The sequence below is a fragment of the Pseudomonas rhizoryzae genome, from assembly GCF_005250615.1.
In the GTDB taxonomy this organism is placed as follows: Bacteria; Pseudomonadota; Gammaproteobacteria; order Pseudomonadales; family Pseudomonadaceae; genus Chryseomonas; species Chryseomonas rhizoryzae.
This window is the reverse complement of record NZ_SULM01000010.1, coordinates 220,339-234,141: the sequence shown is the minus strand read 5'-3', so window position 1 is coordinate 234,141 and position 13,803 is coordinate 220,339. Positions and strand designations below refer to the sequence as shown.

13 protein-coding genes are annotated in these 13,803 nt (G+C 65.9%); 12 read left to right on the top strand and 1 reads right to left on the bottom strand.

Annotated elements, in window-relative coordinates; all coding sequences use genetic code 11:
• Positions 1-66 precede the first annotated feature (66 nt).
• From FAZ11_RS17950 to FAZ11_RS17915, 8 genes are all read left to right on the top strand, one after another.
• Positions 67-1,665 carry an ABC transporter substrate-binding protein gene (locus FAZ11_RS17950; RefSeq protein ID WP_058772548.1) on the top strand — a complete coding sequence of 533 codons (1,599 nt, stop codon included), beginning with the start codon at positions 67-69 and terminating at the stop codon, positions 1,663-1,665.
• Between the two features lie 43 nt (positions 1,666-1,708).
• The gene (locus tag FAZ11_RS17945; RefSeq protein ID WP_058772549.1) at positions 1,709-3,301 is read left to right on the top strand and encodes an ABC transporter substrate-binding protein; all 1,593 of its coding nucleotides are present in this window, start codon (positions 1,709-1,711) and stop codon (positions 3,299-3,301) included.
• 145 nt (positions 3,302-3,446) lie between these two features.
• Positions 3,447-4,865 carry an OprD family outer membrane porin gene (locus tag FAZ11_RS17940; protein ID WP_058760111.1) on the top strand — a complete coding sequence of 473 codons (1,419 nt, stop codon included), beginning with the start codon at positions 3,447-3,449 and terminating at the stop codon, positions 4,863-4,865.
• A gap of 319 nt (positions 4,866-5,184) precedes the next feature.
• Positions 5,185-6,195: an ABC transporter permease subunit gene (locus FAZ11_RS17935; RefSeq protein WP_058760110.1), complete on the top strand. Its 1,011-nt coding sequence runs from the start codon at positions 5,185-5,187 to the stop codon at positions 6,193-6,195.
• Positions 6,196-6,217: 22 nt separating this feature from the next.
• Positions 6,218-7,129, top strand: a complete 912-nt coding sequence (locus FAZ11_RS17930; protein ID WP_058772550.1) for an ABC transporter permease subunit — start codon at positions 6,218-6,220, stop codon at positions 7,127-7,129.
• Positions 7,126-8,157 carry an ABC transporter ATP-binding protein gene (locus FAZ11_RS17925; protein WP_058772551.1) on the top strand — a complete coding sequence of 344 codons (1,032 nt, stop codon included), beginning with the start codon at positions 7,126-7,128 and terminating at the stop codon, positions 8,155-8,157. The genes FAZ11_RS17930 and FAZ11_RS17925 overlap by 4 nt, the downstream gene beginning before the upstream one ends.
• Entirely contained in the window at positions 8,144-9,154 is a 1,011-nt protein-coding gene (locus FAZ11_RS17920) for a peptide ABC transporter ATP-binding protein (RefSeq protein ID WP_058760107.1), read from the top strand. The genes FAZ11_RS17925 and FAZ11_RS17920 overlap by 14 nt, the downstream gene beginning before the upstream one ends.
• 120 nt (positions 9,155-9,274) lie before the next feature.
• Positions 9,275-9,694, top strand: a complete 420-nt coding sequence (locus FAZ11_RS17915) for a GNAT family acetyltransferase (RefSeq protein ID WP_058772552.1) — start codon at positions 9,275-9,277, stop codon at positions 9,692-9,694.
• A 393-nt stretch (positions 9,695-10,087) separates the two neighbouring features.
• Here FAZ11_RS17915 and FAZ11_RS17910 read toward each other — a convergent pair whose 3' ends face one another.
• Positions 10,088-11,215, bottom strand: coding sequence for a hypothetical protein (locus FAZ11_RS17910; protein ID WP_058772553.1), 1,128 nt, complete (start codon positions 11,213-11,215; stop codon positions 10,088-10,090).
• Positions 11,216-11,336: 121 nt separating this feature from the next.
• Between FAZ11_RS17910 and FAZ11_RS17905 the strand changes: the two genes are divergently transcribed.
• The 4 genes from FAZ11_RS17905 to FAZ11_RS17890 all read left to right on the top strand — a co-directional run bounded on the left by FAZ11_RS17905 (position 11,337) and on the right by FAZ11_RS17890 (position 13,698).
• A complete protein-coding gene (locus FAZ11_RS17905) occupies positions 11,337-11,642 on the top strand; it encodes a nucleotide pyrophosphohydrolase (protein WP_058772554.1) in 306 nt (101 codons plus the stop codon).
• Positions 11,639-12,391 (top strand): methyltransferase domain-containing protein, encoded by a 753-nt coding sequence (locus FAZ11_RS17900; protein ID WP_058772555.1) that lies wholly within the window; start codon positions 11,639-11,641, stop codon positions 12,389-12,391. Before FAZ11_RS17905 ends, FAZ11_RS17900 begins: the two co-directional genes overlap by 4 nt.
• A gap of 49 nt (positions 12,392-12,440) precedes the next feature.
• Positions 12,441-13,052: a DUF4136 domain-containing protein gene (locus tag FAZ11_RS17895; protein WP_058760102.1), complete on the top strand. Its 612-nt coding sequence runs from the start codon at positions 12,441-12,443 to the stop codon at positions 13,050-13,052.
• 61 nt (positions 13,053-13,113) lie between these two features.
• Positions 13,114-13,698: a DUF4136 domain-containing protein gene (locus FAZ11_RS17890; RefSeq protein WP_058772556.1), complete on the top strand. Its 585-nt coding sequence runs from the start codon at positions 13,114-13,116 to the stop codon at positions 13,696-13,698.
• Positions 13,699-13,803 lie beyond the last annotated feature (105 nt).

Sequence of the window (13,803 nt, the reverse complement as noted above, 5' to 3'; positions counted from 1 at the left end):
GTTGGCCAGGGTCGGGAGCCAAGCTCCCGGCCTTGGCCGTTCATTTGACTGATGGAGTGAGACCCCATGCGCCTTCCCTACGCCTACTCGTTGCTGGCGGCGAGCCTGTTCGCCTGCGCTCCGCTGGCCCAGGCCGCGAGCAACCTCGTCTATTGCTCGGAAGCCAGCCCCGCCGGTTTCGATCCGGCGCAATACACCTCGGGTACCGAGTTCGATGCCTCGGCCGAGACGGTCTTCAATCGCCTGGTGCAGTTCCAGCGTGGTGGCACCACCCTGGAGCCAGGCCTGGCGACCAGTTGGGACGTGAGTGCGGATGGCAAGACCTACACCTTCCACCTGCGCCAGGGCGTGAAATTCCACACCACCGACTACTTCACGCCCACGCGCGACTTCAATGCCGACGACGTGGTCTTCACCTTCCAGCGCATGCTCGACAAGGAGCAGCCGTTCCGTAAGGCCTACCCCACCGAATTCCCCTACTTCACCGACATGGGGCTGGACCAGAACATCGCCAAGGTGGCCAAGGTCGATGACCGCACCGTGGTCTTCACCCTGAACCAGGTGGACGCCGCCTTCGCCGCCGACCTGGCCATGAGCTTCGCCTCCATCCAGTCGGCCGAGTACGCCGCGCAGTTGCTCAAGGAAGGCAAGCCAGAGCTGCTCAACCAGCAGCCCATCGGCACCGGGCCCTTCGTCTTCAGCCGTTATCAGAAGGATGCGGTGATCCGCTACAAGGGCAACCGCGACTACTGGAAACCCGAGGATGTGAAGCTCGACAACCTGATCTTCGCCATCACCCCCGACGCCGCCACCCGCTTACAGAAGCTCAAGGCCAATGAGTGCCAGGTCAGCGGCTATGCCCGTCCGGCGGATCTGGTGGAGATGAAGCAGGACGCCAATCTCAAGGTGCTGCAGCAGCCGGGCTTCAATGTCGGCTTCCTCGCCTACAACGTGCAGCATCCGCCGCTGGACAAGCCCGAGGTGCGCCGCGCCCTGGACATGGCCATCAACAAGCAGGCCATCGTCGACACGGTGTTCCAGGGCGCCGGCCAGGTCGCGCAGAACGTGATCCCGCCGAACCAATGGTCCTACGACAAATCGATCAAGGGCGCCCCCTATGATCCAACCAAGGCCAAGGCGCTGCTCAAGCAGGCCGGGGTCAAGGACGGCACCGAGATCGCCCTCTGGGCCATGACGGTGCAGCGCGCCTCCAACCCCAACGCCCGCCAGTCGGCGCAGATGATCCAGCAGGATTGGGCCAAGGTTGGCATCAAGGCCAAGATCGTCAGCTACGAATGGGGCGAATACATCAAGCGCGCCAAAGCCGGCGAACACGATGTGTTGACCTATGGCTGGACCGGCGACAACGGCGACCCGGATAACTGGCTGGGCGTGCTCTACGGCTGCAGCGCCATTGGCGGCAGCAACTATGCGCGCTGGTGCGACCAGGACTACGACGCCCTCATCCAGCAGGCCAAGACCAGCACCGATCGCACCGCGCGCACCCGCCTCTACGAGCAGGCGCAGCAGATCATCCGCCAGCAGATGCCGGTGAGCCCCATGGCCCACTCGGTGGTATCCCAGCCCATGCGCAAAGAGGTGCAGGGCTTCAAGATCAATCCCTTCGGCGTCACCGGTTTCTATGGCGTAAGCCTCGACCGCTAACCCTGTCCGGCCCGCTCGGCGGGTCTTTCACGAGGAGCCTTTCGTGTCCAAGCCACTCTTTTCGCTGTCTCTCGCCGCCCTGCTCTGCCTGACGGCCAACGCTGCCCTGGCGCGGCCCCTGGTGGTCTGCACCGAGGCCAATCCGGAAGGCTTCGACCCGGGTCGCTACACCTCGGGCTACACCTTCAACGCCTCGGCCACGCCGCTGTACAACCGCCTGGTGGAGTTCAAGCAGGGCAGCGCCGAGATCGTGCCGGGGCTGGCGCAGAGCTGGGAGGTCTCTCCCGATGGCCTGCAGTACACCTTCACCCTGCGCCCGGGCGTGAAATTCCACACCACGGCCTATTTCAAGCCGACCCGTGACCTGAATGCCGACGACGTGGTGTTCAGCTTCGAGCGCATGCTCGACAAGAACAACCCCTGGTACAACCTCTCCCCCAGCGGCTATCCCTACGCCGCGGCCATGGAGATGGGCACCCTGATCAAGTCCATCGACAAGCTCGACGATCAGCACGTGCGCTTCACCCTCAACCAGCCCGAGGCGCCCTTCCTCGCCGACCTGGCCATGGCCTTCGGTTCCATCCTCTCGAAGGAATACGCCGACAGCCTGCTGGCGAGCAAGAAGACCGAAGACATCAACCAGAAGCCCATCGGCACCGGCCCCTTCGTCTTCGAGCGCTACGCCAAGGATTCCGTGACCCGCTACAAGGTCAATCCCGACTACTTCGGCGCCAAGCCCAAGCTGGACGGCCTGGTGCTGGCGGTGACCCTGGACCCCAACGTGCGCATCCAGCGGGTCCGCAACAACGAATGCCAGATCGGCCTGACGGTGAAGCCCCAGGACGTGGCCATGCTGCGCCAGGACAAGAGCGTCAAGCTGGCCCAGGTGGAAAGCCAGACCACCTCCTACCTGGCCATCAACACCAAGCACAAGCCGCTCGACGATGTGCGGGTGCGCCAGGCCATGGCCATGGCCTTCGATCAGCAGAACTACCTGAAGACGGTATTCGGTGACAGCGGCGCCAAGCCGGCCGTCAACCCCTACCCCTCCTCGCTGCTGGGCTATGCCAAGGACATCAAGCCCTGGCCCCACGACGTGGAGAAGGCCAAGGCGTTGCTCAAGGAGGCCGGCTATCCCAATGGCTTCACCCTTAAGTACTACATCAGCACCGGCAGCGGCCCCGGCGGCAGTCCGGCGCTGGTGGCCCAACTGATCCAGGGTGACCTGGCCAAGATCGGTATCAAGGCCGAGATCACCCAGTTCGAATGGGGTGAGTTCATGAAGCGCACCAAGGCCGGCGAGCACGACCTGATGATGGCGAGCTGGACCGGCGACAACGGTGATCCGGACAACTTCCTCACCAACAACCTGAGCTGCTCGGCGGCGGAAAGCGGCGAGAACCGCTCGTTCTGGTGCGATAAAGCCTTCAACGACGCCATCGAAAAGGCCAAGCGCATCAATGATCCGGCCCAGCGCGCTGCCCTCTACGAGCAGGCCCAGCAGATCTTCCACCAGCAGATGCCCTGGATTCCGCTGGCCCATCCGCTGTTCACCGACGTCCTGCAACCCAAGGTGCAGGGCTATGTGCAGAGCCCGCTGGGGGTCTACGACTTCTCCACGGTGACCCTCGACTGACCGGCGCCTGATGCCGTAATCGACCGGGCCCGGGCGGCCCGTCCCCGCGACCTTTCCCGCCTCGCGCCGTGTTTCGGCGCGACGGGTTCGGTCGTGCCGGAAAACGCCCGAATAACAGAAAAAACGATTGCTTTGGAGCCCTTGCATGAACAACGTCCACCGTGGCGGACTCGCCCTCTCCCTGCTCACCCTGGCGCTGACCGCCCACGCCCAGTCGCCGGCGCCGACGGACCCCAACTATGCCAACGAGGTCCAGACCGTTCCCAACGTGCAAAAGCCGGTGAAGGGCCAGGCAGGCGCCCAGGGCTTTCTCGCCGATGACAGCCTGACCCTGACCACGCGCAACTTCTTCTCCCGCGAGACCAGTTCCGATCCCATCTTCAGCTACGAGAAGAATGGCACCCGGAAACGCACCCATTCGCGCAACACCTGGGTCCAGGCCACCGCGCTCAAGTACAGTTCCGGCTACACCCAGGGCACCGTGGGCTTTGGCCTCGACATCGCCGGCTACCAGGCCACCAACCTGGAACGCGGCAAGGGCCGCATCGGTGGTGGCGGCAACCGTACCCTGGCCAATGCCGAGGGCGAGGGTCATGCCGAGTGGTCCAAGCTGGGCATCGCCGATGCGCGGATGCGGATCTCCAACACCGAGCTCAAGGTCGGTCGTTTCATGCTCGACACCCCGGTGATCAGCTACAACGACAACCGCCCCTTCCCCTCCAGCTTCGATGGCCTGGCCTTCACCAGTGATGAATGGGACAACCTCTCGCTGCAGGGCGGCAGCTTCACCCGTGTCAGCCCGCGGACCGGCGCCGGTGACGAGCACTGGACCACCGAGTACGGCACCCGCGAGGTCACCGCCGACCGCCTGAGCTTTCTTGGTGGTAACTACAAGCTGCCCCAGGGCTGGGAAGTCAGCCTCTACGGCGCCAATTTCGAAGACGTCTGGAACCAGTATTTCCTCAGCCTGACCCAGGCCGGCGGCAACCTCGACACCTTCGCCTGGAAGGCCGTGGCCAACGCCTACCGCACGGTTGACGCCGGCAGCGCCAAGGCCGGCGACATCGACAACACCGCCTGGAGCCTGGCGTTCACCGGCAGCCACCAGGCCCACAGCCTGACCCTGGCCTACCAGCAGATCGACGGCAACGAGTACTTCGACTACGCCCACGAGACCGCCGCCATCTACCTGGCCAACTCCCTGGTCTCGGACTACAACGGTCCCAACGAGAAGTCGCTGCAGCTGCGCTACGAGACCGACTGGAGCTACTTCGGCGTGGCCGGCCTGAGCACCGGTATCTGGTACGCCAAGGGTTGGGACATCGACGGCACCCACTACGATGCCGGCGCCGGCAAGTACGCCAACTATGCCGAGGTCTTGCAGCAGGACGGTGAGAAGCACCACGAGATCGGCCTGATCGCCACCTACAAGGTGCAGCAGGGCGCGCTCAAGGACAGCCGCTTCCGCCTGCTGCTGACCGATCATCGCGCCAGCCAGAATCAGGTCGACGGCAACGTCAAGGAACTGCGCCTGGTCTCCACCCTGCCGTTCAACCTGCTGTAATGGCAGCGCCCGGCGGAACCAGCGAAGCGTCCGACATCTGGCGGGGATCGCGTAGCGAACACCGGCGAAGCGCAGGCAATGTCGAGGATTTCGACAGCGCGGTCGACGTGGTAACCTGCCGGGCTGGGAGCGCCCAGCCAGAGCGCTCTTCGAACCTTTGCGTAGGATCGAACCCGCCTGGGTATCGCCAGGTGGGTTCGCGTGAAGCCAGGACGGTTTCCTCAGGGATGAATCCAGACCCACAAGGTCTGAACCCAAAACGCGGCCGGGCACGTACCCGCGCCGTCATGATCAGCCTCAAGAGGAGATACCCCCTCCGATGCTCGCCTTCATCGCCCGTCGCTTCGGGCTGCTGATACCGACGTTCTTCGGCGTCACCCTGCTGACCTTCGCCCTGATCCGCCTCATCCCCGGCGATCCGGTGGAAGTCATGATGGGTGAACGCCGCGTCGATCCGCAGATGCACGCCGAAGCCATGCACCGTCTGGGTCTCGACAAGCCCCTGTACCAGCAGTATTTCGACTACATCGGCAACCTCGCCCACGGCAACCTCGGCGAATCCCTGCGCAGCCGCGTCGGCGTCTGGGACGAATTCACCACCCTGTTCCCCGCCACCTTCGAGCTGACCGTGTCGGCCATGCTGTTCGCCACCGTGTTCGGTGTGCTGGCCGGCATCATCGCCGCGCTCAGGCGGGGCTCCGTCGTCGACCACGGAGTGATGGGCGTCGCCCTCACCGGCTATTCCATGCCGATCTTCTGGTGGGGCCTGCTGCTGATCATGCTGTTCTCGGTAAAGCTCGGCTGGACCCCGGTCTCCGGGCGCCTGGACCTGCTCTACGACATCCCGCCGCGCACCGGCTTCATGCTCATCGATACCCTGCTCTCCGACGAGCCCGGCGCCTTTCTCGATGCGCTCAAGCACCTGATCCTGCCGGCCATCGTGGTGGGCACCATCCCCTTAGCGGTGATCGCCCGCATGACCCGTTCGGCCATGCTCGAAGTCTTGCGCGAAGACTATGTGCGCACCGCCCGGGCCAAGGGCCTGTCGCCCAAGCGAGTGGTCTTCGTCCACGCCCTGCGCAATGCGCTGATCCCGGTGATCACGGTGCTCGGCCTGCAGGTGGGCAGCCTGCTCTCCGGCGCGGTGCTGACCGAGACCATCTTCTCCTGGCCCGGCATCGGCAAGTGGCTGATCGAGGCCATCGGCGCCCGGGACTACCCGGTGGTGCAGAACGGCATCCTGCTGATCGCCACCCTGGTCATCCTGGTCAACTTCGTCGTGGACATCCTCTACGGCCTGATCAACCCGCGCATCCGCCACCAGCGTTGATGCGCCCGCACGGACCGAGCCTATGACAACGGTAAACACTCCGGCCGCTCAAGACCCGAGCGCCCTCTATCCCTCTCCTCTCAAGGAATTCTGGCAGGCCTTCGCCCACAACAAAGGCGCCCTCGGTGGGCTGATCTTCATGGTCATCGTGATCTTCTGCGCGCTCCTGGCGCCCTGGGTCGCGCCCCATGCACCGAGCGAGCAATTCCGCGACTTCATGCTCACCCCGCCGCTGTGGCTGGCCGGTGGCCAGGCGCAATTCCCGCTGGGCACCGATGAGCTGGGCCGCGACATCCTCAGCCGGCTGATCTACGGCGCCCGGTTGTCGCTGCTGATCGGCCTGGCCTCGGTGGTGGTCTCGCTGATCCCCGGCATCCTGCTCGGGCTGATCGCCGGCTTCTCGCCCAATCGTGCGGGTCCGGTGATCATGCGCCTAATGGACATCATGCTGGCGCTGCCCTCGCTGCTGCTGGCCGTGGCCATCGTCGCCATCCTCGGCCCAGGCCTGACCAATACCGTGGTGGCCATCGCCATCGTCTCGCTGCCCTCCTATGTGCGCCTGACCCGCGCCGCGGTGATGGGCGAGCTGCATCGCGATTACGTCACCGCCTCGCGGCTGGCCGGCGCCGGCACCCTGCGGCTGATGTTCGTCAGCGTGCTGCCCAACTGCATGGCGCCGCTGATCGTCCAGGCCACCCTGAGTTTCTCTTCGGCGATCCTCGATGCCGCCGCCCTGGGCTTCCTCGGCCTCGGTGTGCAGCCGCCCACCCCCGAGTGGGGCACCATGCTGGCCTCGGCCCGCGACTACATCGAGCGCGCCTGGTGGGTGGTGACCCTGCCGGGTCTCGCCATCCTCTTCACCGTGCTGGCCATCAACCTGATGGGCGACGGCCTGCGCGATGCCCTCGATCCGCGTCTGAAGGTGCAGTCATGAGCCTCCTCGAAATCCAGAACCTCTCGGTGCGCTTCGGCGGCACCGACGCCCCGCCGGTGGTGGAAGGCCTCGATCTCACCGTGGATCAGGGCGAGATCGTCGCCATCGTCGGTGAATCCGGCTCCGGCAAGTCGGTGACCATGATGGCCGTGATGGGCCTGATCGATCACCCCGGCCGCATCACCGCCGACCGCCTGCACTTCGACGGCCAGGACCTGCTCAGCCTCAAGGGTCGCCGGCGCCGGCACCTGATCGGCAAGGAGCTGTCGATGGTCTTCCAGGACCCGATGACGGCGCTCAATCCCAGCTACACCGTGGGCTTCCAGATCGAAGAGGTCTTGCGCCAGCACCTGGGCCTCAAGGGCCGCGCGGCGCGCCAACGTGCCGTGGAATTGCTGGAAAAGGTCGAGATCCCGGCCGCCGCCAGCCGCCTGAGCGCCTATCCGCACCAGCTCTCCGGGGGCATGAGCCAGCGCGTGGCCATTGCCATGGCCATCGCCGCCGAGCCGCGCCTGCTGATCGCCGACGAACCCACCACCGCACTGGACGTGACCATCCAGGCGCAGATCATGGAACTGCTGGTCAACCTGCAACGCGAAGAGGGCATGGGGCTGATCCTCATCACCCACGACCTCGCCGTGGTGGCCGAGACCGCCCAGCGCGTGGTGGTGATGTATGCCGGCCAGGCGGTGGAGAAAGGCGTGGTGCCGACCCTGTTCGACGCCCCCGCCCATCCCTACACCGAAGCCCTGTTGGCGGCCATTCCCGAGCACAGCCAGACGGATCGCCTGCACACCCTGCCGGGCATCGTCCCCGGCCGCTACGACCGTCCCGCCGGTTGCCTGCTCAGCCCGCGCTGCCCCTATGTGCAGCCGTGCTGCCAGGAGCGCCCGGCGCTGGAGCCCTATGCCCGTGGCGCGGTGCGCTGCTTCTTCCCGCGCAACGTAGCGCCGGGCGAGGCCCCCGAGGTGTTGCCCGAACATCAACGAACCAGCCATCTGCCGGAGGATCGCCATGGCGCCGTCTGAAGCCACCGTCCTCGAGACTCCCGTGACCCAGGGTAACGTGCTCGAAGCGCGCAACCTGACCCAGCACTATCACCTCTCCCGTGGCCTGTTCAAGGAGAGCGCCACGGTCAAGGCGCTCAACGGCGTCTCCTTCGACCTCCAGGCCGGGCGTACCCTGGCCGTGGTGGGCGAGTCCGGCTGTGGCAAGTCCACCCTGGCGCGTTCCTTGACCCTGATCGAGCAGCCCACCGCCGGCAGCCTGGTCATCGGCGGCCAGGACGTCGCCCAGGCCGATGCCGCCCGCCGCAAGGAGCTGCGCCGCGAGGTGCAGATGGTGTTCCAGAACCCCTATGCCTCGCTCAACCCGCGACGCAAGATCGGCGACCAGTTGGCCGAGCCGCTGCAGATCAACACCAGCCTCTCCCGCACCGAGCGGCGCGAGAAGGTGCAGGCAATGATGCAGCAGGTCGGTCTGCGGCCGGAGCACTACCAGCGCTATCCGCACATGTTCTCCGGTGGCCAGCGCCAGCGCATCGCCGTGGCCCGCGCCATGATGCTGCAGCCCAAGGTGCTGGTGGCGGACGAACCGACCTCGGCGCTGGACGTGTCCATCCAGGCGCAGGTGCTCAACCTGTTCATGGATCTGCAGCAGCAATACCGCACGGCCTATGTGTTCATCTCCCACAATCTCTCGGTGGTGCGCCACATCGCTGACGAGGTGATGGTGATGTACCTCGGTTGCATCGTCGAGAAGACCAGTCGCGACCGGTTGTTCGAGCGGCCGCTGCATCCCTATACCCAGATGCTGCTGTCGGCCACCCCGAGCCTGCACCCGGACCCGAGCAAGCCGCGCATCCGCATCCAGGGCGAATTGCCCAACCCGCTGGACCCGCCACCCGGTTGCGTCTTCCACCGTCGTTGCCCCTATGCGACGGAGAAGTGCAAGACCGAGGTACCGGCCCTGCGCAACGTGGAAGCTCGGCAGGTGGCTTGCCACTATGCGGAGAATTTTCTCTAGGACGCAGACCCGTTGGGCTTCGCTAACGCTCAACCCAACCTACGCAAGCCATGTAGGTTGGGTTGAGACGGCTCTATCGTCGAAGCCCAACATGTACCCTGGCTATAGGTTTCCGGCCCCATGCTCATCCGCCCTTTCCAGCCCAGCGATACCGAGGCCGTGGTCAGCCTCTGGCAGGTCTGTGGCCTGACTCGCCCCTGGAACGATCCCTACCGCGACATCCAGCGCAAGCTCGCCGAGCAACCGGAGTTGTTCCTGGTGGGCGAGGTGGACGGCACCCTCATGGCCAGCGCCATGGTGGGCAATGACGGCCATCGTGGCTGGCTCTACTACCTGGCGGTGGCGCCGGAACACCGTCGCCGGGGCCATGCCCGGCGCCTGGTGGAAACCGCCGAACGCCTGCTGATCGCACGGGGCTGCCCCAAGCTGCACCTGATGGTGCGCCGCGAGAACACGGCGGTGCATGACTTCTACGCGGCATTGGGCTACACCGAGGTGGAGGCCGTCACCCTGGGCAAGCGGCTGATCGTTGACGACTAGCACGCTCGCCGTCTGGCGTCGTTGAAGCTCAATCTGCCGGGCATGACCTGTGAACGTTGGGCTTCGCTGCGCTCAGCGCCAACCTACGGGTACTTTGCCGGCTACCGTGGAGGTTGGGTTGAGAGGGCTCTATCGTCGAAGCCCAACATTGCGAGTTCCATATGGGCAGCGTTGGGCTTCGCTGCGCTCAGCGCCCACCTAGGGTGCGCCAGCCACCGCCGTAGGTTGGGTTGAGACGGCTCCATCGTCGAAGCCCAACATTGCGAGTTCCATATGGGCAGCGTTGGGCTTCGCTGCGCTCAGCGCCAACCTACGGTGCGCACCTACCGCCGTAGATTGGGTTGAGACGGCTCCATCGTCGAAGCCCAACATCATCCGGCACCAACCTAAGCCCTAGCGCGGCAGCAATCCCACCAGCGGCCCCGGATGCTTGCGCACCTCGGCGTAGGGCACCAGGGTGCCGCCGGGTTCGTCGCAGTTGCGCGCGGCGCGGTAGAAGGTCGGGCCCAGGTAGAGGCCCTTGGGCGTCAGGTACCAGGGCGCGAATTGCCAGACGTCGGCGCTGCGATAGTCGCAGCCGTCACCCCCGGCCGGTGCCCGCATCAGGTCGGGATAGAGGCGGCTGAACAGCCGTACCACCCAGGGTGCCAGGGTCTTTTCCCGATAGTCCGCCAGGGCCTGGGAATAGCGGTCGTCCGGCTCCGGTCGGATCGGCTGGCCGTGGCCCAGCCAGAGAAAATCCTCCAGCGCCAGCTCCTGGCCGGTCTTGAGGTCCAGGGTCAGGGGCGCGCTGCCGAAATCCGGGTGGGCCGCGCCGCTGCAACTGTACTGGCTGAACAGATTGACGCTGAGTACCCGGTCGGTGAGCAATTGCGGCGTCACCTTCAGGCTGTGTTCGCCGTCGCTGCCGATGCAGCTCAGATGGGCGTCCACCTCCGCCCAGAGTCGTTCGCGCAGCACGGCATTGGCCGCCTCACTGGCACCCTCCACGGTGAACAGCCGCATGCCCGAAAGGGGCTCGCGCCACCAGTGCAGACCGCGGCCCATGAAGGTCTGCCGCTCGCCGGGCTGCAGGGTCAGGCCCTGCAGCCGGCGGAGTTCGTAGGGATCCTCCTTGAGTAGCCGCTGGCGATAGCGATCCGCGGCGGAGCTGTTCGGCAGCTGCAGCGGCGCCAGGGCGATGGGTAGGGTCTTGCCATCACCGCTCCAGGTGCCACGCCAATGCCCATCAGGGTCACGCGTTAATGACCAACTCGCCTTGGGGCTGTCCTGCCAGGAAGCGCCCTCCTCCAGTTGCAGGCGGTCGCCCGACTGCGCCGGGCCGCTCAGGCGCAGATCCCGCCGGTAGCGATCATAGAAATAGCGGCCATAGGCTTCGTCATTGGCACTGGGATCGAGCTCGACCACCACGGTGGCCTGGCCCAGGGTGCCTTCCAGCAACAGCTTCTCGGCATGGGCGGTGCCGGTGGTCAGGACCAGCGCCAGTAACAAGCAGCACAGGCCGGACAGGCGAGCGTTCATGAAATCTCCAACGGACAGCGTTTCGATTGACGATTCAGAGTAAAGCAGCCTGGCCAGGCTGTCCTCCACAGGGGCCCACCCGCCATGGGAGAATGAGCTTTTCCGCGAAGCCCGGACGCCCATGGATCTCCCCGCCCTGCTCTCCCGCCTGCACGCCATCCGCGACGCCAATGCCTGGCGGCGTTACCACAACCCCAAGAACCTGGCGATGGCCGCCAGTGTCGAGATGGCCGAACTGGTGGAGATCTTCCAATGGAAGAGCGACGCCGAGGCGCGCGAGCTGACCGCTGCCGAGCGCGAGCATGCCGGCCAGGAGATCGCCGACGTCCTGCTCTATCTGCTGCAACTGGGCAGCGAACTGGGGCTGGACGTGGAACAGGCGGTGCTGGCCAAGCTGGCCGACAACGAGAGGCGCTTCCTGCCGTGAGCGATACCTTCTTCGACGACCGCGCCACCCGCTTCGCCGCCAACATCTACGGTGGCACCAAGGGCGCCATCCGCCTGGCGGTGCTACAGGCCGACCTCGCCGAGGTACTGCCGCCGCGCCCGCTGCGGGTACTGGACATCGGCGCGGGCCTCGGCCACATGAGTCTCTGGCTGGCCCAGCAGGGCCATGCGGTGACCCTGGCCGAGCCCTCGGCACCCATGCTCGCCGGTGCCCAGGAGGTCTTCGCCGACAACGGACTCCAGGCCGACTGGCTGGCGCTGCCCTGGCAAGAGTTGCCCACCTTCGCCGAACCCTTCGACCTGGTGCTCTGCCATGCCGTGCTGGAATGGCTGGAGACGCCCACGGCGATCCTGCCGACACTGCAACGCTGCCTGGCCGAGGACGGTTGGCTATCCCTGGCCTTCTACAACCGCGACGCCCTGATCTACCGCAACCTGCTCAAGGGGCATTTCCGCAAGCTCCGGCGCGGCCACTATGCCGGCGAGGGACGTGGCCTCACGCCGCAGCAGCCGCTCGATCCCCGCGAGGTGGAAGCCTGGCTGGCGTCCCAGTGGCAGATCCAGGCCCGCAGTGGCGTGCGGGTGTTCCACGACTACATGCCGCCGGACTTCCAAGCCCGCGCTGACGGCGACGAACTGGTGGCCATGGAGCTGGCGCACCGCCGACATCCCGCCTTCGCCGGCCTGGGGCGATATCTGCATTGGCTCTGCCAAGCTAAGGTAGAGTGAAGCCGGGCACGGTATGCTCTGGCCCAGGCATTCCTTCGAGGAGCTGGTCATGCGTCGCCCCCTGCTTTGCCTGTCGCTCGCGCTGTTCGCCCTGGCCGGTTGCCAGGGCAGCAATCCCTATGTCGCAAGCGCCCTGCCGCAGGCCTCGGCGCCGGTGCTGCCGCAGCAGGACCCGGCCGCCTATCCGGCCACACCCATCGATTGGGGCCGCTTCCGTAGCTGGGCCTGGGCGCCGGGTGCCGCCTTGATCAGCGGCGGGTTGGATAGCCCTACCCTGCAGCGGGCGGTAGCCGATGGGCTCGACCAACGCGGTCTGCGCCCGGCCATCGATGGTGCCCGCCCCGATCTACTGGTCCGCGCCCGTCTCACCCAGCAGCAACGCAGCGAGCAGTACACCGACTACTACGACACCAACTACGGCTATGGCGGCTATGGCCCCTACGGCTACGGACCCGGCTATGGCGCCACGGTCGGCCAGGCGCGGACCCGCACCCGGACCTACCTAGTGGACGTGCTGGAGATAGAGCTGCTGGACCCTGCCAGCGGTCGCGTGCTCTGGCATTCGGCCGCGGAGCAGTCCGCCGGCGGCAACAGCAGCGAACGCGCCCGTACGCTACGCGACACCATCCGCCGCGTCTTGGCCAGCTATCCACCGAGCTGACGGGACAAGTCGTCCCTGAAGCAGTCCAAGCACCTTGAGTGCCTCACCCAGAGGGTCGTTCATGAAACGCTGTCTTCTGCTGCTGTCGGTCTTGCTGCTCGCGGCCTGCGCCGAGCGGATGCCCATCAACCTCGACTACGATGCCAGCCGCGATTTCGCGGCCTATCGCAGCTGGAGCTGGGCGGACCCGGCCATCGAGTACCGGCCCAACGATCCGCGGGTCCGCAGCGACCTCACCGAGCAACGCCTGCGCGAGGCGGTCAGCGCCGGCCTCGATCAGCGCGGCCTGCGTCCCGCCGCCACCGGCACTCGGCCGGGCCTGAAGATCAAGCTGTACGTCATCCTCGACCAGCGCCAGCAGAGCGTCAGCTACAGCGAACCCTATTGGGGTGGCGGCTGGGGCAGTCCCTGGGGACCCGGCTGGGGTCCCAGCCCCTGGGGTCCTAGCTATGTCCGTACCCAGACCGTCACCTACCCAGTGATGACGGTACAACTGGACATGCTCGATGGTCGCGACGGCAAACTGGTCTGGCGCGCCAGCGAGGAACGCCTGATGGACGATCAGAACGCCACCCCGGCGCAGCGCAGCGCCGCCTTCGACCGCCTGGTGAAGGAACTGCTGACCCACTATCCGCCGCGTCGCTGACGCGGACGACCGTCCAGGCGGCTGAGTACTGCCCCCGGTCAGATGGCCGGGGGACCATCCTTTATTGGCTGGCGATAATAGCCAATTGCCAGACCCCCTCTTCCG